Source organism: Citrobacter sp. Cpo069 (assembly GCF_030332785.1).
Lineage (GTDB): Bacteria > Pseudomonadota > Gammaproteobacteria > Enterobacterales > Enterobacteriaceae > Citrobacter > Citrobacter portucalensis.
The window spans coordinates 298,092-320,418 of sequence record NZ_JAOWHD010000045.1 but is presented as its reverse complement, the minus strand read 5'-3'; the positions used below and the strand labels follow the sequence as shown (position 1 = coordinate 320,418).

The 22,327-nt window shown below is 51.5% G+C and carries 20 protein-coding genes; 11 read left to right on the top strand and 9 right to left on the bottom strand.

Features of this window, described 5'->3' with window-relative positions; genetic code table 11:
- Window positions 1-170 precede the first annotated feature (170 nt).
- From OGY08_RS09530 to OGY08_RS09520, 3 genes are all read left to right on the top strand, one after another.
- Complete coding sequence (locus OGY08_RS09530; RefSeq protein WP_125363512.1) at window positions 171-1,403, top strand: dicarboxylate/amino acid:cation symporter; 1,233 nt, start codon at window positions 171-173, stop codon at window positions 1,401-1,403.
- Window positions 1,404-1,433: 30 nt separating this feature from the next.
- Complete coding sequence (metC, locus tag OGY08_RS09525) at window positions 1,434-2,624, top strand: cystathionine beta-lyase (protein WP_008786099.1); 1,191 nt, start codon at window positions 1,434-1,436, stop codon at window positions 2,622-2,624.
- Window positions 2,625-2,862: 238 nt separating this feature from the next.
- Window positions 2,863-3,423, top strand: a complete 561-nt coding sequence (locus OGY08_RS09520; protein WP_079934429.1) for a YagU family protein — start codon at window positions 2,863-2,865, stop codon at window positions 3,421-3,423.
- Window positions 3,424-3,507: 84 nt separating this feature from the next.
- On the opposite strand, the gene mdtM is transcribed toward OGY08_RS09520, so the two are convergent.
- From mdtM to OGY08_RS09505, 3 genes are all read right to left on the bottom strand, one after another.
- Entirely contained in the window at window positions 3,508-4,749 is a 1,242-nt protein-coding gene (gene mdtM / locus OGY08_RS09515) for a multidrug efflux MFS transporter MdtM (RefSeq protein WP_125363511.1), read from the bottom strand.
- Window positions 4,750-5,074: 325 nt separating this feature from the next.
- The gene (locus OGY08_RS09510) at window positions 5,075-5,725 is read right to left on the bottom strand and encodes a LysE family translocator (RefSeq protein ID WP_125363519.1); all 651 of its coding nucleotides are present in this window, start codon (window positions 5,723-5,725) and stop codon (window positions 5,075-5,077) included.
- A gap of 48 nt (window positions 5,726-5,773) precedes the next feature.
- Entirely contained in the window at window positions 5,774-6,589 is an 816-nt protein-coding gene (locus OGY08_RS09505; RefSeq protein WP_125363510.1) for a helix-turn-helix transcriptional regulator, read from the bottom strand.
- Between the two features lie 230 nt (window positions 6,590-6,819).
- On the opposite strand from OGY08_RS09505, the gene OGY08_RS09500 reads away from it, so the two are divergent.
- Entirely contained in the window at window positions 6,820-7,770 is a 951-nt protein-coding gene (locus tag OGY08_RS09500; RefSeq protein ID WP_125363509.1) for an Rpn family recombination-promoting nuclease/putative transposase, read from the top strand.
- Window positions 7,771-7,821: 51 nt separating this feature from the next.
- On the opposite strand, the gene OGY08_RS09495 is transcribed toward OGY08_RS09500, so the two are convergent.
- Window positions 7,822-9,234: an aminotransferase-like domain-containing protein gene (locus tag OGY08_RS09495; protein WP_286565868.1), complete on the bottom strand. Its 1,413-nt coding sequence runs from the start codon at window positions 9,232-9,234 to the stop codon at window positions 7,822-7,824.
- A gap of 177 nt (window positions 9,235-9,411) precedes the next feature.
- On the opposite strand from OGY08_RS09495, the gene OGY08_RS09490 reads away from it, so the two are divergent.
- The 7 genes from OGY08_RS09490 (at window position 9,412) to tssD (ending at window position 13,951) form a co-directional block, all read left to right on the top strand.
- The gene (locus OGY08_RS09490) at window positions 9,412-9,576 is read left to right on the top strand and encodes a DUF1127 domain-containing protein (RefSeq protein ID WP_008786105.1); all 165 of its coding nucleotides are present in this window, start codon (window positions 9,412-9,414) and stop codon (window positions 9,574-9,576) included.
- 146 nt (window positions 9,577-9,722) lie between these two features.
- The gene (locus OGY08_RS09485) at window positions 9,723-10,187 is read left to right on the top strand and encodes a MarR family winged helix-turn-helix transcriptional regulator (protein ID WP_008786106.1); all 465 of its coding nucleotides are present in this window, start codon (window positions 9,723-9,725) and stop codon (window positions 10,185-10,187) included.
- Window positions 10,188-10,193: 6 nt separating this feature from the next.
- Window positions 10,194-11,261 carry an HlyD family secretion protein gene (locus OGY08_RS09480; RefSeq protein ID WP_125363507.1) on the top strand — a complete coding sequence of 356 codons (1,068 nt, stop codon included), beginning with the start codon at window positions 10,194-10,196 and terminating at the stop codon, window positions 11,259-11,261.
- Window positions 11,251-12,315: a DUF2955 domain-containing protein gene (locus OGY08_RS09475; RefSeq protein ID WP_286565867.1), complete on the top strand. Its 1,065-nt coding sequence runs from the start codon at window positions 11,251-11,253 to the stop codon at window positions 12,313-12,315. Before OGY08_RS09480 ends, OGY08_RS09475 begins: the two co-directional genes overlap by 11 nt.
- A gap of 275 nt (window positions 12,316-12,590) precedes the next feature.
- Complete coding sequence (locus OGY08_RS09470) at window positions 12,591-12,953, top strand: tlde1 domain-containing protein (protein WP_087857426.1); 363 nt, start codon at window positions 12,591-12,593, stop codon at window positions 12,951-12,953.
- A complete protein-coding gene (locus OGY08_RS09465) occupies window positions 12,953-13,459 on the top strand; it encodes a hypothetical protein (RefSeq protein WP_125363506.1) in 507 nt (168 codons plus the stop codon). Before OGY08_RS09470 ends, OGY08_RS09465 begins: the two co-directional genes overlap by 1 nt.
- Window positions 13,460-13,951 (top strand): type VI secretion system tube protein TssD, encoded by a 492-nt coding sequence (gene tssD, locus OGY08_RS09460; protein WP_125363505.1) that lies wholly within the window; start codon window positions 13,460-13,462, stop codon window positions 13,949-13,951.
- Window positions 13,952-14,045: 94 nt separating this feature from the next.
- Here the strand turns inward: tssD and symE are convergent, their stop codons facing one another.
- The 5 genes from symE to OGY08_RS09435 all read right to left on the bottom strand — a co-directional run bounded on the left by symE (window position 14,046) and on the right by OGY08_RS09435 (window position 22,207).
- Complete coding sequence (gene symE / locus OGY08_RS09455; protein WP_125363504.1) at window positions 14,046-14,390, bottom strand: endoribonuclease SymE; 345 nt, start codon at window positions 14,388-14,390, stop codon at window positions 14,046-14,048.
- 222 nt (window positions 14,391-14,612) lie between these two features.
- Window positions 14,613-17,879 carry a type I restriction endonuclease subunit R gene (locus OGY08_RS09450; RefSeq protein WP_125363503.1) on the bottom strand — a complete coding sequence of 1,089 codons (3,267 nt, stop codon included), beginning with the start codon at window positions 17,877-17,879 and terminating at the stop codon, window positions 14,613-14,615.
- A 94-nt stretch (window positions 17,880-17,973) separates the two neighbouring features.
- Window positions 17,974-19,368 (bottom strand): restriction endonuclease subunit S, encoded by a 1,395-nt coding sequence (locus OGY08_RS09445; protein ID WP_125363502.1) that lies wholly within the window; start codon window positions 19,366-19,368, stop codon window positions 17,974-17,976.
- Window positions 19,358-20,977, bottom strand: coding sequence for a type I restriction-modification system subunit M (locus OGY08_RS09440; protein ID WP_125363501.1), 1,620 nt, complete (start codon window positions 20,975-20,977; stop codon window positions 19,358-19,360). Before OGY08_RS09440 ends, OGY08_RS09445 begins: the two co-directional genes overlap by 11 nt.
- A 63-nt stretch (window positions 20,978-21,040) precedes the next feature.
- Window positions 21,041-22,207 (bottom strand): restriction endonuclease, encoded by a 1,167-nt coding sequence (locus OGY08_RS09435; protein WP_125363500.1) that lies wholly within the window; start codon window positions 22,205-22,207, stop codon window positions 21,041-21,043.
- Window positions 22,208-22,327 lie beyond the last annotated feature (120 nt).

The following is a 22,327-nucleotide window of genomic DNA, read 5'->3' as shown; positions in this document are numbered from 1 at the left end:
TTACATTCGCGTTTTAAACATGCAACTATTGAATCACAGGAAACAACTTGCTGGCAAAATGAAAAAATAACAACTTAGGTGAGTTACGTCACAAAATAAAAGGAGGCGAAACGGAAACTCATCACATTGTGAATTTAATCTCATTAATTATTATTCCAAAGGTACCGATTATGTGGTCACGACTCGAACCCTACAAATCGTCGATTATTTTATTAGTTGCTCTGGTGATTGGCGGCTTATTAGGTATTTATGCCCCATCGTTTGCAAGTAAACTCCAGCCAATAGGTCAGATATTCTTAAACCTGCTATTTATGATTATTGTGCCGCTGGTGGGTATCAGCGTCATGTCTTCGATCGCCAGTATGACCGACCTGAAAAGGCTGGGACGCATTATGGCGATTATCTTTATTGTTTCGATCGCCATGGCCTTTATTCCAGCCGCCGGGATCGTCGCGCTGGCGCTCTGGTATAACCCGGCGCAGGGCGTCACTATCGATCTCTCGCAGTCGGTACAGGCGGGCAGCGGTAAGATGGATTTTGTCAGTATGATCACCACCAGCGACTTTATCGGACTGTTTTCTAAGTCCAATATTCTGGCGCTGATCGTAATGGCGATCATCGCCGGTGTCGCAATTGGCCAGTCGGATCAGGCCGGTAAACGTATTGCGTCGCTGCTGGAAGACGCCAATACCGTGATCATGAAGATCGTTTCGATCATTATGAAGGTCGCGCCGATTGGTCTGGGCTGCTACTTCGCCGCCACCATGGCCAGTCAGGACTCTGCACTACTGTTAACCTTTGCCCGCGCCATCGGCCTGTTTATGGTTGCCACGCTGGTCTACTTTGTCTTTGGCTCGATTCTCTATTCGTATATTGGCGGCGGTATTCCGGCGATCAAAGCCTTTTGGCGTAACGCGATTGAACCGTCTGCGACTGCGCTGGGTACCTGCTCTTCACTGGGGACGCTCCCGGTGACGCTGCGTGCCGGTAAGGCGATGGGGATCAACCCGGAAATCGTTGATGTCTCCATTCCGCTGCTGGTTAACCTCAACAAGGGCGGCGTGGCGATGATTGCCGCACTAAAAATTGTCTTTATCTATTCCGTGTTGGGCATGGAATTCACCACCGAAACCTTCTTCCTGACGATGCTGATTGCGGTGCTCTCCGCCATTATCGTTGGTGGCGTGCCGGGCGGGGCGTTCCTGGGTGAAATCTTTATCGTCACAACGCTCGGCCTGCCGATGGAAGCAATCCCGATGCTGGTGGTGCTGGGCACCATTACCGATGCGCCGGCCACACTGATTAACGTTATCCATGATTTGAATGCGGCGCAGATTGTTGAACGGTTCGCTGGAAAAAAGCAGACCAACACTGAAATAAACTCTACTGCTGCGGTGGTATAGGTCTCACACGGATTAAGAACAGGAGATGTTATGAAAGACGCAATGAAGCTTGAAACGCACCTGGTTGTTGCTGGTCGCGACAAACGCTATACCCAGGGAGCGGTGAATCCGGTTATCCAACGCGCCTCTTCACTGGTATTTGATACCGTGAAGGACAAGAAATTTGCCACCGCCAATCGCGCGAACGGCGAGCTGTTTTATGGTCGTCGCGGAACCTATACTCACTTTGCCTTCCAGAAGGCAATGAGCGAACTGGAAGGCGGCGTTGGCTGCGCGCTGTACCCATGTGGTGCTGCGGCGGTGACCAATGCGATTCTGGCGTTTGTTCAGGGGGGCGATCATATTCTGATGACGGGGGCGGCCTATGAACCAACCCAGGATTTTTGCAATAAGATCCTGAGTAAATTCAACGTGGAAACAACGTATTACGATCCGCTGATTGGTGCAGGTATCGTCGATCTTCTGCGTCCGGAAACAAAGGTTGTATTCCTTGAGTCACCAAGTTCTATCACCATGGAAGTCCAGGACGTGCCGGGGATGGTGAAGGCTATCCGCGCGGTGAATCCGGAGATTGTCATTATGATCGACAACACTTGGGCGGCGGGCGTGCTGTTCAAAGCGCTGGATTATGGCGTGGATATTTCCATTCAGGCGGGAACGAAGTACACCATCGGCCATTCGGACGCCATGCTGGGCACGGCGGTGTCGAACGCCCGTTGTTGGGATCGTTTACGCGAGAACTCCTATCTGATGGGGCAAACGCTGGATGCCGATACGGCCTACAACGGCAGCCGCGGATTGCGCACCCTGGCGGTACGCCTTAAGCAGCATCAGGAGAGCAGCATCCATATTGCCCGCTGGCTGTCGGCAAGGCCGGAAGTGGCACGGGTGAATCATCCGGCATTACCGGAATGTCCGGGCCATGAGTATTTTCAGCGTGATTTTATCGGAAGCTCAGGCCTGTTCTCGTTTGTGCTGAAAAAGAGACTGACCGACGAACAGATGGCGAATTTCCTCGATAACTTCTCGCTGTTCCATATGGCCTATTCGTGGGGCGGATTTGAGTCGCTCATTCTGGCGAACCAGCCGGAAGAGCTGAACAGCATTCGCCCGGCTGGAGAGGTAGATTTCAGCGGCACGCTGGTCAGGGTGCATATTGGCCTTGAGGATATCGACGACCTGATTGCCGATCTGGAAGCGGGATTTGCACGCATTGCGTAAGGTGAGGTGAGCGTAGCCGGATGGCGCTGATGCTTATCCGGCCTACGTAACCCAGTAGGCCGGATAAAACGCCTGTACGACATTCGCGATGACGCTATATTCACAATCAAATTAACTCACAAGTAGTCATTTAAGATCATTTTTTATCAAAAGTAATCTTTGTCACAATTTTCAGCATCCCTCCTGGGTAGCATAGACACTGGTTTTAAGTGTTATGGCATATAAGGGATGATGAGTTATGAAGCTGAAAGATTTATTCTCAAGGACACCGACGGAACGCCGCCATTATGGCGTTGCCGTGTTAGTCGGTATCGTTTCTGGCGTACTTTCTGCATTTGTTAAGTGGGGAGCCGAAGTTCCGCTTCCACCCAGGACATTTTCCCTGGGAAGAAATGAGTTTAATCCTCCGTACCTTTTTCTCCGAGACTATTTAGGGATTGACCCCACGCAAACGGTCTATACCTTTTCTGAACATGTGATTAATCCGGTTATGGTCACGCACATCATATTTTCATTAGTGTTTGCAGTCGGATATTGCGTTGCCGCTGAAATTTTTCCAAAAGTTAAACTTTGGCAGGGGGTACTGGCAGGTTTAATCGTGACGGTGGCAGTTCATGGCATCTTCATTCCCGCCCTTCATCTTTCGCCGCCCTTGTCTCAGCTACCATTTGATGAATATGTGTCGGAAATTATTGGACATATTTTCTGGTTTTGGGTCATTGAAATGATTCGTCGTGACCTGCGTAATCGGATCACGCATGAACCCGATGCGGAAGTTCCGTTATCTCTCGTCAGATGATTAAAAGTTGATGCACTATGATGGATTGCCCCCGACCGCTAAACACAAAACCAGTGTTCGCGAATGGGGGCGGTTCATAGGAGGTTAACTCTCTGTGACTAATGCGGTGGCCTCATGCTGACGTACGCGCTTTAGTAAGCCTGCCAGCGTGAACACGACGGCAATACCAGCCATCACCGCCAGCAGATGAAACGAAATCCTGCCGCCGTTGAACCATAACCAACGCCCAATTTCGACAGAAACCGCCATCACCGTCAGGATCACCATATTCAACGACGCCGAAACCGTACCCTTCGGTAAGTTGTTGGAAAATAGTGTAAAGCGGAATAACGTTGGGAAGATCATCCCAATACCAAACGCATACAGGCTGGTCCCCAGCACCGACCACAGCCAGACGTGCGGCCACAGTAAATTGCCAGCAATCAATACCGCCAGCCCGCTCAACTGAATGGGAACCGCTCGCCAGATAAAGCGTGGCCGGGTCGGATCCTTCACGAAGCGGACGACCACCATATTGGCGACGATCACCGCGCCAAATACCGGGGCCTGTGCCCAGGCAAACTCCGATGTGGTCATGCCGCCAGCATCGATCAGAATAACCGGTGAGACCGCCACCCAGCTCATCATCGGGATATAGCTTAACGACAGCGTGGCTGCGCCAAACAGGAACACCCGGTTGCGGAAAACGTCGCGAAAATCACGCACTACGCTGCGCGCACTGAACGGCACCGCGCCACGCTGGACGGTTTCTGGCATTGCTAATGTGAGTCCAATGAGTGCGATAAGCCCCATGACGGCGATAATGGCAAACAAGATCTTCCAGTGTACAAAGTGCATTAGCGCTGCTCCGGAGAGCGGGCCGATAACCGGTGCCACCAGCACAATAGAGGTGATTACCGCCATTAGCTTGATGGCCTTTGTTTGCCCAAATGCCTCCTGCACCGTGACATAGCCGACGGTGGCGATAAAACAGATGCTGGTGCCTTGCACAAAACGGGCGGCCAGAAATTGCGTCATCGAGGTGGTGAACAATGTGGCAGCGCAGGCGAGCGTAAAAATTAGCGCTCCCGCAATCAGTACCGGACGGCGGCCAATCCGATCGGAAAGCGGCCCCAGCAGCCATTGCAGCGCCATACCACCAGCCAGATAGAGGCTGACCGCCGCGGGCGCCAGGCTGACGTCGGCGTTGAAATCGCGTACGACATTAATGATGCCGGGCTGGATTAGGTCCGTCGACAGATAGGCGGCGAAGTCATATAAAATCAATGCGACAGGAAAAAAAAGCGTTGTGGCGCGTTGGGAGAAAAACGCGAGAATCCGTTGCATAAAACAGCTCCTTGTCGGGAGAAAACCCTCAACGGGAAAAGCGAAATTCAATACCGTCTTTGAGACGTCAGACCGATGACAGAAAAAAAGCAGACTGCAAATGTACTGAATTTCATGTAATCAAAAACGCTGTCTGCGCGAAGCGCAAACAGAAGATACGCTCACTGACGCGGGGTCAGAAAACGTAACGATTACAGGTAACAATCAGCACATCGCACCTCAGGAAGAGTAAGTTGAACGGGTAATAACCATCCGCAGTGTAATGCGGATTGGATATTAATTAAACGAGTTTATCCGGTTTATATGCAGAAAATCGCCCTGGAAATCAGACTACGATGCTCTGCAAAAACCGCAGAGCGATGGCACAACCGAAGATAATCAATACACCGCCAGCGATACGTTCTACCCATAATATCCCTCTGGATAACCGTCGCTGGATCTGCGGTAAACCGATGAACATCACGATCAGCAGATCCCAGCACAGCACTATGCTGGTCATCCAGATCCCGCTCATGGTTTGTTGCAGCAGCGTCACCGACGGGCCGAGCAGGGCGGTCATTAGTGCCAGATAGAACAGCGCATTTTTTGGGTTGAGCAGTGACGAACCCAATCCCAGCAGTAGCTGTTTGCCAAATCCTGGACAGGTAGACTGGGCGTCTGTTCCGGTCAGCGTTTGCGGGCGGCTGCGTACCAGCAGGCTGCCAATCCACAATAAATAGAGCGCGCCCAGCAGCTCAATAACCGTAAACAACAGGGGAAGCTGGCGCAGGATCCCCCAACCGATAATTGCCAGCAGGACATACAGCCCGTTGCCGAAAGCGATCCCCACGCACAACCCGGCGCTGCCGCGCATCCGGTATCGTGCGGCGTAACCGACCAGTAAAAAGAAGTCCGGCCCGGGGCTAAGCAATGCGACGAAATGCGCCAGTGCCAGCGCGGGAAAAGCAGAAGGAAAAAGTACAGAAAGCAGCGACATAGCGACCTCAGAGAATGAATCTGAGATCACCGTACGCCTGACGCAGCGCTAATTATTGTCTGATATTGATCGTCCCAACGCGTACTGGCGCGGTGTGGTGGCGGTGTAGCGAACAAAGGTGCGATGGAAATGGCTCTGGTCGGCAAACCCGCTCTGGTAGCCGACATCGGCAATTTCGTCTCCGGCCCGCAGCCGCTGGCGAGCATAGTCAATCCGTATGATGTTCAGATAACTTCCTGGCGTCAGCCCGGTGTCCTGCTTAAAGGTACGGATCAGCGTCTCTTTACGCATGTGACATTCATGTGCCAGCTCATCGAGCGAGGGCGGCGCGAGCAGGCTGGACTGCAACCGTTCGCGCAGATACTGGCTGGTTGCGCTTAGGTTTTCTGGTGTGACCGACTGTAACGGCAGCGAGTGAAGCAATGTTTGCGCGGCATCCGTTATTTGTGCGATTTGGCGTTGCGGCATGAGCGTCACAAGGTGCATATAACGCTGGAATAATTGCGCATCGCGGATAATGGGAGCAGGCGTGCAAAGCCGCTGATTGGTGTTCTGTGCAGGCAGATTAGCAAGACACCACTTGGCATCAAGATAAAGCATATGATAGCTGCGAAACTGTCCGTTAACAGGATTACAGCTGTGAGGTGCCAGCGGCGGTATCACAATCAGATCGCCCACCTGCAGATGGTATTCCTCGCCATCGCACAGACAGCACGTTTCCCCCTCGAGAATTACCCCAATCGAGAGCTGAGAGTGGTGATGCCGCTTATAGGCCTGCTGGCTTTGCCAGGTGCTGCGCAGTTCCAGCCACGGCAACTGCTCATCACGCCAGAACGATTGTGGAATATCTCGGGTATGCGTCACATCGTGTCCTCCCTGAAAGTGATGGTTTGTTATAGCACAGGCCGGGAGGTGAAAAAGTGGGAATGCGCATTGAGATGGCGATTCTGCGTGACGTGTTCCAGACAAATGTAGACGTTACATAAGGGCGTTGTTATCCCGGAAATCGCCTCGCAAAGAGAGAAAGTTGCAGGTGAGGATGTGGTTTTCCGGCGCTACAGTCATGGCATCTTATTTTCAGGTGAAGGATCGCCATGAACAAAGCTTCCGCTTCAACACCGCATGATGCGGTTTTTAAAACATTTTTACGTCACCCTGAGACTGCACGGGATTTCCTACAAATACATCTTCCCGCTTCGCTGCGCGAGCTTTGCGATCTTCAGACGCTTAAACTCGAGTCAGACAGTTTTATCGAAGAGAATTTACGTGCGTACTATTCCGATGTGCTGTGGTCGGTGAAAACGACGGATGGGGATGGATATATTTATGTAGTGATTGAACACCAAAGCACACCGGATGCGCATATGGCATTCAGACTGATGCGCTATGCGGTAGCGGCCATGCAGAAACATTTAGATGCCGGGCATCAGCAGTTGCCGCTGGTGGTGCCGATGCTGTTTTATCACGGCGCTAAAAGCCCGTACCCTTATTCGCTGTGCTGGCTGGATGAGTTTGCCAACCCGAAGCTGGCTCGTCAGCTGTATGCTGCGGCGTTTCCGCTGGTGGATATTACGGTTATTCCGGATGACGAAATTGTGCAGCATCGACGTATGGCGTTGCTGGAGTTAATCCAAAAACATATCCGTCAACGCGATCTTATGGGGTTGGTCGAGCAAATTGTTTCCCTGCTACTTACCGGACTGACTAATGACACTCAGATAAAGACGCTGTTTAATTATATTTTACGAACTGGCGATGCACCTCGATTCAGTGAGTTTATTCGCGGGGTTGCCGAACGTTCACCGCAGCACAAGGAGCATTTGATGACGATCGCGGACAGATTACATGAGGCAGGATTTCAAAAAGGATGGTTTGAAGGCAAGCTGGAAGGTAAACAAGAAGGCAAACAGGAAGGACTGATAAAGGGGCGACGTGATGAGGCGCTACGTATTGCCCGCACCATGCTGGCAGATGGCATCGATATCAGCACGGTACAAAAAATCACCCGACTTTCCGCTGAAGATATTCAGGGTTTAAGCCATTAGATATAGCTTAAACTGCCTAATTGCCTGCCCGGAAGCGCCGGGCAGCTCGATCTACTCTATTGCCGTTTTTACCGCCTCTCCGAGCTTCTGCATTACTTCCCGATGCTTATCGTTTGGCGGCAATGCGCAGTTGATGCGCACACAGTTGCGATACTTCCCCGATGCGGAGAACAGAGAACCCGGTGCAACCTGGATTTTGAGGCGACAGAGCTGCTTAGCGACACAGAACATATCAACCTGGAGCGGCAGCTCGACCCACAGCATAAAGCCACCTTTTGGTCGGGTGACGCAGATCTCGCAGGGGAAGTATTCCCGTACCCAGCAGGTGTAGATCTCCATATTGCGCTGATAAATCTGGCGCATACGCCGGATATGCCGATGATAATGACCTTCGCGCACAAAGGTCGCCGCCGCCAGTTGCGTAGCGGGAACGTTAGTGCCGATGACGGCGTACTTCATGTGCAGCAGCTTGTTGTAATAACGACCGGGCACCACCCAACCCACGCGCAGACCGGGGGCGACGGATTTGGTAAACGAACTGCAGAGTATTACGCGGCCGTCGCTGTCCCAGGAGTGGATCGTGCGCGGGCGCGGATACTCTGTGGCCAGCTCGCCATACACATCGTCTTCAAAAATGACGATGTCGTGACGCTGGGCGAGGGCGAGCACCGCCCGTTTACGCGCATCCGGCATAATGAATCCGAGCGGGTTGTTGCAGTTGGGAACCAGCAGGACCCCTTTAATCGGCCACTGATCCAGCGCCAGCTCCAGCGCTTCAATGCTGATCCCGGTATCCGGATCGGTTGGGATCTCAATCACCTTGATCCCTAAGCCGCGCAGTAGCTGCATCGTGCCGTAGTAGGCCGGTGATTCAACGGCGACAATATCTCCGGGCTGGCAGACCGTCAGCAGCGCCAGCGACATTCCACTCTGACTGCCGCTGGTGATCACAATATCGTCTGCATTGACCACCGAACCGCCGTCCAGCATCAGCCGCGCAATCTGCTGACGCAGTTCACGGCATCCGGAGATTTCATCGTAGCCCAGTATCGCGCGCAGATTATGTTGTGCCACGCGGCTGAGCTCGCGCCACAGCGGCTTCAGGCTCGGTTGATTAATATCGGGCACGCCGCTGCTAAACGGGATTATCGATTTGTCCGCGTTGCCCTTTAGCATATCCAGCACCTGATCCCACTGGGTTATTTCGACCGGACGCTGTACCGGACGCGACATCGGTGGCACGGGTGGCTGCGCTTTTTGTGGCGCGACAAAATAACCGGAACGTGGCTGGGGCGTGATCAGCTGGCGCTGTTCCAGCGTCTGATACGCCTGCTGGACGGTGCTGATGCTGACCCCATGCTCCTGGCTCAGGCTGCGTACCGAGGGCAGTTTTTCGCCATGGCGATACAGCCCCTGCTCAATGCGTTCGGCCAGCAGATTGGCCAGATGTTGGTAACGCGTCATGCTGTATCCCTCATGGGTACCATACAGATTAAAAAATCAGTACAGATTGGCGTGAAAAAAGCGATGCAGAACTCTTTTTAACCAATCTGTATGTTAAATAAAAGTACTTTTTGAGTCTGTATTGTTTTGGGCCAGATCCGTGAAGATAAAGCCTCTGGCAAGGCGGGGAGGCAAGGTATGGAATTTCACGAGAATAAAGCAAAACAGCCGTTTATTGGGTTTGTACTGATCTGGCGGGCATACAAGGCGTGGCGGCTGCGAGCGCAAACGCGGCGCGTATTGCAACAGATGAGTGATGAGCGGTTGCGGGACGTCGGGCTGCGACGCGATCAGGTGGAGTGATTTTCTTTCATCGACAGAGGCTGGGGATTATCGCCCCTCCTCTTTTATATTCACGATATTTATCAATTCATGCTTCTGGTTAGTCCGTTTCTTGATACTTATCCTGATAAGTATTATTTTCTCTTCAGCGATGAGAGGAAAGTAAGATGACTGAAGATGAACTGTTTGCCCGCCGCCCGATGGGGATGCGCATGGCAATGGTGGTGCGCCAGTGGCGGGCCATTATTGATGCTGCCATCACCGATACTGGCCTGACGCAGTCCAGCTGGACGGTACTGATGCAACTGTATCAACTGGGAGACAACGTCTCAGTCAGTGAACTGGCACAAATGCAGGGCATCGAACTGCCGCCGCTGATGCGCACCCTCTCGCAGCTGGAAAAGCAGGGCTATCTGCTGCGCTCCACATCGCCCTATGACAAACGCATCCGCCTGCTGGCGCTGACCGCGCAAGGCCGCGCAAGGCTGGATGAACTCAACCGGGTGATAGAGACATACCAACATCGCGTCACCTGCACCATCCCTGAGGCGGAACTCGCTTCCTTCAGCGCCACGCTCAATCAAATCGCCTGCAATCTGCGGACAATCCGCGAAGAAGATAACAAGATCTAAAAAACTATGATGACCCCAGAACAAAAATTTGCCCGTTGGGTAAGGGTGAGTATTGCCGCTTTCCTGGTAATATTCGCCTGGTTTATCGTTGCCGATATCTGGATCCCGCTGACGCCGGACTCCACGGTGATGCGCGTGGTAACGCCTGTTTCCTCACGCGTTTCCGGCTACGTCTCGCAGGTGCATGTACACAATAATAGCCAGGTGAAGAAGGGCGATTTGCTGTACGAACTGGATCCGACGCCATTTATCAATAAGGTCGAGGCTGCGCAAATTGCCCTTGAGCAGGCGAAGCTGAGTAACCAACAACAGGATGCGCAGATCGTCTCTGCCCGCGCCAACCTGCGCACCGCGCAATTCAACGCCCGCAACGATAAGACCACCTTAGACCGCTATCAGCGCCTGAGCGCCATGCAGAACGTGTCGCAATCCGATCTCGACAAGGTGCGTACCGCCTGGCAAACCAGCGAGCAGTCGGTGGCGGCGCTGAATGCCAGTATTCAGAACCTGCTGATCCAGCGCGGCGAGCGCGATGACAAACGTAACGTAACGCTGCAAAAATACCGTAACACGCTGGAAGAGGCGCAGCTGAACCTCGGCTGGAGCAAAGTATATGCCCAGACCGACGGTACGGTGAGTAATCTCCAGCTTAGCCCCGGACTTTACGCCACTGCCGCCACGCCGCTACTGGCGCTGGTCAGCCATCAGACCGATATCGTAGCCGACTTTCGCGAGAAAAGTCTGCGCCACACTAAAGTGGATACCGATGCCGCCGTGGTGTTCGACGCCATGCCGGGCAAGGTTTTCTCTGCCCGCGTCACCAGCAGCGATGCTGGTATTCTGGCGGGCCAAGAACAGGTTAATGGCCAGTTGTCGCAACCGGAACAGTCCACCCGCTGGGTGCGCGATGCCCAGCGTATGCGTATTCACGTCGCGCTGAACGAACCGCTCGACACGCCGTTACCGACCGGGGCGCGCGCCACGGTACAGCTGTATAACAGCGAGGGGATGTTCGCTCGCACTTTTGCCGGGGCGCAGATCCACCTCGTTAGCTGGCTGCATTATGTCTATTAACACACTGGCCCACGTCTTTACGCCGCACGGGAATATTGTCTACACCGCCAATGATTTTCGCCAGACCCTGCGTATCTCCGTTGCCGGGACAATCGCGCTGAGTATTTCGACCTTCTACAACGTGCAGTACGGCGTGTTCTTTGTGGTTTATCCGCTGATGCTGCTGTCGCTGGTACCGGTATTCAACCGCCATGTGGCAACACAGTTCGTGTTCAGCGCGGCGGTGAACTGCGTTGAAATGGTGCTGATCGTCGGTTATCTTTCACAGTGGCCGCTGGTTATGACACTGATGGTGTTCGGCCTGTATGTAATGCGTTTTCGTTTTATGAGCAAAGGACCGCTGTTTCTGCTCGGTTCGATGGGCGTGGTGTGCCAGAGTACGATGCTCAACTTTATGAGCTATCCCACCACCAACTGGCATACGCTGATGTTCTCCAATATGGAAGCCTGCGTCATGGCGGTGGCGCTGAGCGCGCTGCTGCATTATCTGATCCCGGACGTGGAACCCCGCCAGCCACCGCCGCGCATTGAGAAAGATGCCGCCCGGGTGCGCCATGAATCGCTGCTTTCCGGCACGGTGGCGACGATGATTTTTGTGGTCTTCCAGATCTGCGATTTGAGTGATTCGCTGTCGGCGCTGATGGCCGGCATTTTGATCCTGTTTCCGATGCACTACCGCGGCGCGGTGATCAGCTCGATTTGGCGCGTGGTCGGCGTGGTGCTGGCCTGCCTGTATATTCTGCTGGTGCAGCTGCTTATCTATGATTTCAGCAACCATATGCTGCTGATGATGCCGCTGATTGGCCTCGGGCTGGCGTTCAGTGCCCGCCTGCACGTAATGGAAAAAGTCGGGGCAGGCGTGGGGTTTGCCAGTATCACTACCATCGGCATTATGTTTGGCCAGAACCTGCACCCGGATCAGGACCTGGTATTCAGCGATCTGTACCGTATCACCTCCGTCACCGTCGCGCTGGTGGTAACGCTCACCATGGTATTTCTGGTGCACCGGGTTTTGAACTGCTTTGCCGCGACGCGGTTTGTGATTACCGAATGAGTGGGGGCAAGTGCCGGATGGCGGCTGCGCCTTATCCAGCCTACGGGAAAGTGCCATTTGTAGGCCCGGTAAGCGTAGCGCCACCGGGCGTTTTCAAATTGCCTGCTATTTCACCGTTCTCAAATTATTCAGAATACAATTTATTTGTTCGAGAAATAAAAATATATAAATTATAAATATTCTGAATTTTAATAATTGTGACCTTATAAACAAATATATTTTTACGATTAAATATGATGGGTGTGATTATTATATTTTAAAGGGTATAAATCCATATGACATGGGAATATAAAGTATCGACAGGTATACTGAGCCATAACGGTGAGTTAATTGCTTATTGCTACAGTGGTGCCGGTGAATCAAAGGATAAACCGAACTGTGAACACATACGTAACAAGGGCCCCATTCCTCGAGGTATTTATTTTATTGCAGGATGGAATAATCACAAAAGCCCCTCCGCTATCATCCTTGAACCTATTGCAGGGACCAATACTTTTGGCAGAGATCATTTCGAAATTCATGGCGATAAAAAAGGGCAGCCACCGGGAACGGCATCTGCAGGGTGTATCATTATGAATGGACAAGATAAGCGCCAAACCATTTACGATTCGGGTGATACAATTTTGGTGGTAAGATAATGAAATTTATTATTATCTTCTTTCTATTTATGCTTTCGGGTGCCTCCTGCGCTGCAGAGCATACTGCACCTCAGCTTCTGCAGATGATAAATGAAAAAGGAGCAAATGCTGTTGTACACACACTTTATCATGACAATGAATCAGAATGGTGGAACCATATCATTCCTGAAATTAGCAAAGGTAATAATGGCTGGTTAACGGTGGCAAGTGCTTTGGAACCTGGAGTTGATGCCAGTACTGCGGAAGATTTGCAGGGGGCGGTATCTGAGGCCATTCCACATAATCCAGCCGGTGTTCTGGCTATTCTCAACGATAAGAGACCATTGTTGACTATTGAGCAGATATGTGCATTTTCCTCTTTCCCTGAGTCAGAAGACGAAATGAATAAGCTATTTGTTAACTCCATCAGGGAAATGTATAAGATCAAAACGGCAGAAGGGAAACGGTGTATTGCGGTCATGATAAATACTGTCGAAAATTCTGTTCCCTTTAATAAGGATTTATAAATGGCTATCCCTGGATATATGTCAATAATCGATGATGCTGGTAATGTTATCAAAGGTAGTGTGATAGTAAAAGATCGTGAAAATCAGATCGAGGTTTTAGGTTTGTATCATAATGTGAGTTACAACTCTGACTTGCATAATGGAAGGGTATTGAGTAAACGTCAACATCGTCCATTTTTAATTGAAAAGGAAATTGATGCTTCTAGTGTGCTTTTGTATAAAGCATTAAGTACCGGAGAAACATTAAGGAAAGCGGCTATTGATCTCTATCGAATAAATGATGCTGGTCAGGAAGAGGTCTATTTCACGATAACCCTGGAAGATGTGAAAGTCGTTACGATTTTTTCACTGATGCACGATGTTAAAGATCCTTATTACGAAAAACAGACCCATCTTGAACTTGCTCAGTTCCGCTACAAGAAGATTACCTGGCACTATCATGATGGGAATATAGTCCACTCTGATGATTGGGATTATCGCTTAGGGTCTTGAGTAAATGGCTCTGGATAAAATGATGTCACCCTGAGCCGTAATGCAATCAATACACGGCGCTTATACTCCTGAGCGCCGTCTGGCATCTGAGAATTTATCCCTGCTTGCGCGGTTTCGCCGAAATCACGTTGATAAACTCCTGCACCTGCTGTTGCTTACGCGCGGACAGCTTGCATACTCGACGCAGCGACTGCAATAACGCCGGTTCTTCCGGCTCCGGCAGTTTTGTCGTTAGTACAATACAGCCTGGCATCACTCTGACATCGAATTTGCAGCCGGTGGCGAAACCGGCGGCTTCCAGCCACTGGCCTTTCATAATAATTGCCGGAACATGCGTGTAATCCGGATAACGACTCGCATAAGTGACGGTGCCCAGACGATTATTTGCCGGGGAGACTTCTGGATCGGTGAATTCTGCAATAGAATGCTTGGTAGTCATGATGGCTATTCTCCGAGAATAGTGATTGTGATTAGCGAGGCGCTCGTGTTGCAGCACGGGCGTCTTGCGATAAATAACACCTGTAAAAATACCCAGTAGATAAAAATAAAGCCAGCTAAAAATAGACAATAATAAACGCGTAACTGGAATTATAAATGTGGGAATTAAATTGAGGGGAAATATAAAGTAGCCGGATAAGCAAAGCGCCATCCGGCAATAAAATTAGTGCAGCGTAGTCATATGGTGCTGCTTAAAATTCTCCGCCTGCGACAGCACACCCATATACACATCATCATTCGCCACCGGCGGGAACTTGTGCTTGTGCAGCAGCAGGATCAGCTCTACCTTCAGTTTCGCCTTAATATCATCACGCTTGCTCCAGTCCGGATACTTCGAGGTGTTATCGACCACCGCCTTCATCTCTTTCGCCAGCGCCAGCATCTTGTCGTCCTCATAGGTGAACTGATACTTATCGCGCATATGCGCCAGGATGTCGTAAAAGGCTTTCTCTTCGATATCAATCCCCATCTCGGCATAGGTGCCCATCTCGGTTTTAATATCGTAGATAATGTCGGTCATCTCCTGGCTGAAGTTATCAAACTCTTCACCATTGAGGACGTCATCTTCCCGGCGCTCGTTATATTTATCCATAATAGACTGGAAACGACGGGTGAAGTTGATCCCCTGAAGCTGGTTGATCTGTTTAAAATCGCTGATGGCTTTTTCCAGCAGCTTTTGCAGCAACTGGATTTTAGTGGCCGGCAGTTTGATCTTATTAATGCGCGCCAGATAATCGTCGTCGAAAATATCGATCGACTCCGCTTTCTTATCGCCCAGGAAAAACAGCTCTTCCACGCCGTCGGCTTTCAGCGCTTCGGCGATCATCTCGCGCACGCGGGCGTTCATCTGCGTGACGTCCGGCGCGTCGCCTTTGGTCAGTTTGAAGACGATAGAGCGCACGGCAATATAAAAATGGATATGGTTGCGCTCGGCCTGCGACAGCGCCTCGCTGCCGCAGCAGACGTCATAGGCCGCTTTCAGCCGCTTCACCAGCCCCATAAAGCGGCGTTCCAGCTTCTGGGTGCGCATGACAAATTCTGCCGCGAAGTTCAGGCAGGCCAGCTGCGCCTGCGGCTCGCCGCTGAAATAGGCGCGGCTGTCGAATTCATGGAAAACTTCAGCCAGTAGCGCGAGATGGTTTTTCACCTCGATCACCGACTGCTGAATATCTTCAAAGTTGGTGGCGTCGATGCGCGAATACATCGCCAGCGCCTGGTTCATCTGGCGTTTAATGCCGATATAGTCGACGACCAGCCCTTTGCTTTTGCCTTCCAGCTTGCGGTTAACGCGGGAGATAGTCTGGATCAGGTTATGCTTTTGCAGCGGCTTATCGATATAAATGGTGTCCAGCTCCGGCACGTCAAAACCGGTCAGCCACATGTCCACCACGATGGCGATTTTGAAATTCGACTTCGCGTTTTTGAACTGTTTATCCAGCTCTTTGCGGTACTCTTTACTGCCCAGCAGCTCGTACAGTTTCGCGTCATCGTCTTTGCCGCGTGTCATCACCATCTTGACCATTTCGGACGGCGGCAGCTCTTTCTCCTCCTGCTCGGTCAGCTCAACCCCATCCGGGGCCTGCTTAACCTCAAACCACGAGGGACGAAAGTCTTTCAACTGACAATAGAAATCCCAGGCAATCTCGCGGCTGGCGCAGACAAACATCGCTTTGCCTTTCACCGTTGAGCCTTCGGCGACACGCTTTTCATAGTGCTGCGCAAAGTCTTCCGCCAGCGCTTTCAGGCGATCTTCATCGCCAAGAATGGCGTTCATGGTGGCGCTGGCTTTTTTGCTCTCGTCGATTTGCCACTCGTTGGTGCCCGCATTGGCGCACTCTGCGTAATACTTTTCTACCTCTTCCAGCTTACCGGCATCGAGGATGACCTTCGCGGCGCGGCCTTCGTAGACGATGCGCACAGTGATCTCATCCTGCACGGATTCGGTCATGGTGTAGCTGTCGATGATGTTGCCAAAGACTTCCATCGTGGCGTCGATAGGCGTGCCGGTAAAACCAACGTAGGTGGCCTGCGGCAGCGAGTCGTGCAGATATTTGGCGAAACCGTAGGTTTTGCGCACCCTGCCGCTCTCTTTATCGACGATCACTTTCTGATCGAGGTTAACCTGGCTGCGGTGCGCTTCGTCGGAAATACAGATGATATTGCTGCGCTCGGAGAGCAGCTCGGTATCTTCGGTAAATTTATGGATAGTGGTCAGGAAGACGCCGCCGCTGTTGCGACCGGCCAGTTTTTCCCGCAGATCCTCGCGGCTGGTGACGGGCACCACGGTGTCGTCGCCGATATAGTTTTTGGTATTGCACATTTGCGCCGAGAGCTGATCGTCGAGATCGGTGCGGTCGGTGATTAGCACGATGGTCGGGCTGGCGAACTCGACGCTTTTCATCAGCAGGCGGGTTAAGAACTGCATGGTGTAGCTCTTGCCGCAGCCGGTCGCGCCAAAGTAGGTGCCGCCCTTGCCGTCGCCGAAAGGTTTACGCGCCCGTTCGATGCTGTAGTACAGCTTGCGCGCCGCATAGTACTGCGGGTAGCGGCAGCAGATTTTCACTTCATGTTTGGCTTTATCCGGGAAGCAGATAAAGTTTTTGATCACGTCCAGCAGGCGGACCGGGTGAAACAACCCCTGAATCATTGAGTGCAGGGAAGGGATGCCGTCCTGCTCGCGGTTTTCATTGCCGGTGACTTTGCGCCAGGAGTAGAAATACTCGTACGGCGCAAACAGGTTGCCCATGCGGTTATTGACGCCGTCGCTGATGATGCAAAGCGCGTTATAGACAAACAGCTGCGGAATATCGCGGCGATAGCGGGTGCAGAGCTGTTTATACGCGTCGCCAATACTGGCTTCCTGCTCGCGCACCGCACTTTTAAATTCAAACACTACTAACGGCAGGCCGTTAATATACAGGATGGCATCCGGAATGCGCGGCTGGTTTTCTTTGCCGGTGATGGTCAGCTGGTTGACGATTTTTACCCGATTCAGCGGCTGGGTAAGATGATAACTTTCCGACGTTTCCGCGGCCTGTTGCAGCGGAACCTCTTCGGTATCAAACAGTTCACGCAGGGCGGCGGGCAGGTGCCGGGTGTCGAGCAGTTCGATATAGAGATCTTTCTGCTGGCGATCGTCGCGTTTAAACAGGAAACCGTTGGCCAGCCAGCCGCAGAAAATTTTGTTGCTTTCATAGAGATCGGAGGCAGGCAGGGTGGTGAACTGTTTGATCAGCCGCTGGATCTCCTCTTCGGTGATGCCGTCGGCCTGATAGCGCGCGGCGAGGTAATGGTGAAGATCGTCTTCGATAATCACCTGATCGAGGCTGGAACGCGGTACATTATCGCCGATCAGGTGCTGATAGCCCTGATCCTGTAACAGTTCAATTATCGCCTGTTCTAACTTCGCTTCACTGAATGAGAGAGGCATATCTCGCTCCGGCCCTGGCTGAGTTTCTGGTAAGGGTTCCTGTAACAGAGAAAACCTTAACAGAAAGCCCCTGATTTTTCAGGGGCAAAATGCGTTATGCGGGTTCGGTTTGGTTGGCTAAATTTGGTAGATCCTCCAGGGACAGCTCGCCGGAGATGAGTTTGGGGAGCAGGGTGTCGCGGAGGGCGGTTAACTGTTCATTTTCGTTATTGTTAAGTTGTCCTTTCGTCCAATAACCTTCTAATAGCAATTCAAATTTTTCTAAGATATTTTTATTAGGTAAGATGATTTTATACTTAAGCAGATCTTTGGCTTCTGCTCTGGGCATTCTTGTTCCTGTAGAGCGTAAATTTGCATATGCTACAAACTCATCAGTAAAAGCATACATTGCCATGAAAGATTTATAAAATTTCTCTTTTGCACGGAAAACTAATATATCAGTTGAGCATATTCCTGAGAATGGAGTTATTGCTACTTTGTGAAAATAAGGGCGCAATTTACCGAATAGCAAATCGCCTTTATTGAAAGCCGATTTATTGCTGGATACATCGCTGCCATTCCCATAGCTAGTAATAAAAATATGCTTACGTTCTAAATGTTCTAATCCAATATAATGAATATCGTCACAAATATCATCTGATTTGATATTTTTTTTTATTAAAACTGCAATGTCTGAAAAATCTCTAATATGCCAGTTTTTCGGTACCCAGCCCAACTCAGTTTCTTCAAATTCTGCCGGGAATAGTGCACGAATATCCGCCGGAAGTGGTTTGAAATCTGCACTATTGCGTACTTTTTGACGCAGCTCGGCGTGAGATTGCAGCGGTTCCGGGATTGGGTTTCCCGCGTCCAGCGCGTTATCAATCACCGGGTCGAAATCCACAAACCAGGATTTGAACAGGGTTTGGGACATTTGTTCCAGGGTTTGGTTGATTTGGCGGTTTAGATTGATTTTGTTATCAATAGACTTTGAAACCTCAGAGATTCGCTTTTGTTCTGAAAGTGGAGGAAGTCTCAACTTAAATTCTTTCAAAATACCAAGGTTGATATGAGGAACTCCTCCAACAATAGCATTATTTTCAATCAATGCCTTGGCTTCATTAGTTCTGAAATATGTGTAGATAAAATATGCATCCGCTTGTTTCGGATTTACAGTCAACTTCATTTGGCTCTGTGACACAATATATCGTTCGTATATTGAGTCTTCAGGAATCAACGCTACTTGTCCCAACGTTCCTCGTTGTGTAAATACAATGTCTCCACGAAAGGCCATGTTGCGTTGTAATTCTTTTGCTTTATCCGGAGAAACAAAAACAAAGCCACTCTCTGAAAATATGTCTCCGGCTAAATTGGTGCCCCGGATAACAGGAACACCTGAATCGACATAATGTTTTTGTGAAAGAGAAGAACCGAATGGGCCTCCAACACAACTATATTTCTCAGGTGACTTAATATCGTCAATGCTAACGGTGGCCCAATTACTCCCCATAACCCAGCGCCTCCAGGTTCTGGCGAATCGTGTTATCCAGTTCTTCTGCCTGCTTCATCTGCGCAAACAACGTCTGCGACAACTCGCGCATTTTGGTTTCAAACGCCACGCCGTCGTCTTCCTGCTCGGCGGCACCGACGTAGCGGCCCGGCGTCAGCACATAGTCGTTATCCTTGATCTCTTCAATCGTCGCGACCTTGCAGAACCCGGCCTGGTCTTCGTACTTCGCCAGCTTGCTGTCGCCGCGCTTCACGCGCTCGGCCAGCTCTTCCGGCGTGCTGCGCCAGGCGTGGTAGGTGTCGGCGATGGTGGCGATATCGTCCGCCGTCAGCTCTTTGGTGGTGCGGTTCATCATGGTGCCGAGATTACGCGCATCGATAAACAGCGTTTCGCCTTGGCGGTTGCGATAGCCTTTGGCCGGATCGGCTGCCTTCGATTTGGTCATAAACCACAGGCACACCGGGATCTGGGTGGTGAAGAACAGCTGGCCGGGCAGGGCGATCATGCAGTCGATCAGATCGTTTTCGATCATTTGCGCGCGGATCTCGCCTTCGCCGCTGGTGTTGGAACTCATCGAGCCGTTCGCCAGCACAAAACCGGCGGTGCCGTTGGCCGACAGCTTGGAGAGCATATGCAGAATCCAGCCGTAGTTGGCGTTACCGGTCGGCGGCGTACGGTAACCGGCAAAGCGCGGGTCTTTGGTCAGCTCGGCGTCGTTGCGCCAGTCTTTCAGGTTAAACGGCGGGTTGGCCAGAATATAGTCGGCTTTCAGGTCCGGGTGCTGATCGCTGAAGAAGGTGTCCGCCGGGCGTTCGCCAAGGTTGGCGGAAAGGCCACGAATGGCAAGGTTCATCTTCGCCAGCTTGTAGGTGGTGGCCGTCAGCTCCTGGCCGTACAGGGCGATATCGCGGCTTTTCCCCTGGTGGCTTTCAACAAACTTCACCGACTGCACAAACATCCCCGCCGAGCCGCAGCAGGGGTCATAAATTTTACCCTGGAACGGTTCGAGCATTTCGGTCAGCAGCGTCACCACGCATTTTGGCGTATAGAATTCACCGCCCCCCTTGCCTTCGGTGGCGGCAAACTTACCGAGGAAGTATTCGTACACGCGACCGACCAAGTCTTCTTTCGACAGCGCTTCCACGTCGGTTTCGTGGGCCAGCGTTTCGATGTTATCGATGGTGTCGATCAGCGACGCCAGCTTCTTGGTTTCCAGATTCTGACGGCTGAAGTAGTTGTCCGGCAGCGCGCCTTTCAGCGTCGGGTTGCGCTTCTCAATGGTGGAGAGCGCGGTATCAATGCGCACGGCAATATCATCCTGCTTGGCGTGCTGTTTGATGAACGACCAGCGCGCCTCTTCCGGCAGATAAAAGATGTTGTCCTGCTGATAGAAGACTTCCATTTCGAGGAAATCGCCCTGGCCTTCGTCTTTCATCTTCTGACGGCGAGCCTCAAACTTATCGCTGATAAATTTGAGGAACACGAGGCTCAGCACTACGTGCTTGTACTCGGAGGATTCTACGCTGCCGCGAAGCTGGTTCGCGGTATCCCATAATGTGTCTTCAAAGCCTTTCTTTGCTTTGGCTTTTTTCGTTGGTGCTTTGGCCATGATGAACTCAATCAGGAAAAATTTGTGGGCTATTGTAACGGTAAAAGCGGTGAAGTTCGCCCTTTAGTCGATTTCCAGTTCGTCGAACAACTGCAAATCCACATCCAGCAGCTCAACCGCATTGCTGCGTCGAATGCCGACGTTATTTTCAATCAGCAATTCTAACAAACGGTCGCCATCAATCAGCGTAATCGGTGCTGCGCCTGGGTATAGGGCTGCCTCTGCGCATTTGGCAGCAAACTTGCCGGTGGTGATCAGCGTGCCGCGAATGGCTTTGTGATAGGGCAGCGCGCCGCGCAGTTGATCGATGTATGGGCGAGTAATGGTATTTTGCATTCGCTTCACCTGTACGACTTCGGTGATGGTAGTGATGCCCACCTGAACCTGACCAATCACGTCCACGCCTTTATCGCCGGAGGCTTTGGTCACTTCAACCTGCTCGTAGCCCATCGCTTCCAGCAATTGCCCAACCAGATGCTCAAACTTGTACGGATTCATGGTGCTGATTTGCTCGCGCAGCAGCTCTTTTTGCTGTTCGTTATAGCGCTTCACGGCGTCCAAAAGTTCTTTACGCGGATCGCTTTTTCGCGCTGGCAGCGCTTTTCCGAGCCAGGCTCGCCCGGCATCAGTGATGCGATAGCTCATGCCTTCGCGGTTCACCATTTCGCGATCGATCAGGTTATTGAGGCGAGAGTAGAGCGTGCTCTTAACGGAACTGACTGAAGCGAATTTGGAGTGCTGGTGCAAAAAGGCCTGCCATTCGGGAAGTAAATCCGCGCGACGCGACATTTCCCGGCCTGCCAGTAGCTCCAGAAGCTGCAAGATGCCTTCCTGATCGTCTAACGAACGCAATGTCTTTTCGTCATCGTGCAGAAATTGTTGCCCACGAGGAGTCGGTTGCCAGACATCATCTGGCGTGCTTTTCATCAGGTCAAACTGAGGGTAGTTGAGGAACAAATAGCAGCCGTAGCTGTGGCGTGGGTTCAGAATATGGTTATCGGTATCCCAGATACGGCGGGCGATTTCGGCATCTTCACCTGACAAGCGCTCGCTGATCCACAGATCCGGTTCGGACCAGTCAACGGGTTGTTGCGGGGTTCCGGTTTGCTCGTGAATGGCGGTAATCATATCCCGCACTGCTTTCAAGGAATAGCCTGAAACGGCTTTCATCATCGCTTTTACCTGGGCGTAGGTCGGAAAAAGCGGGGTAATCACTTTGTAATTTTTCACGTTGGTCCCTTAACGAGTGCAATGGCAATAGCTTGCCACACCAGGTGAAAAATTCCATGGGATGAATCACTTATCGGAATGAAAACTGCCAATGCCGGATGGCGGCTGCGCCTTATCCGG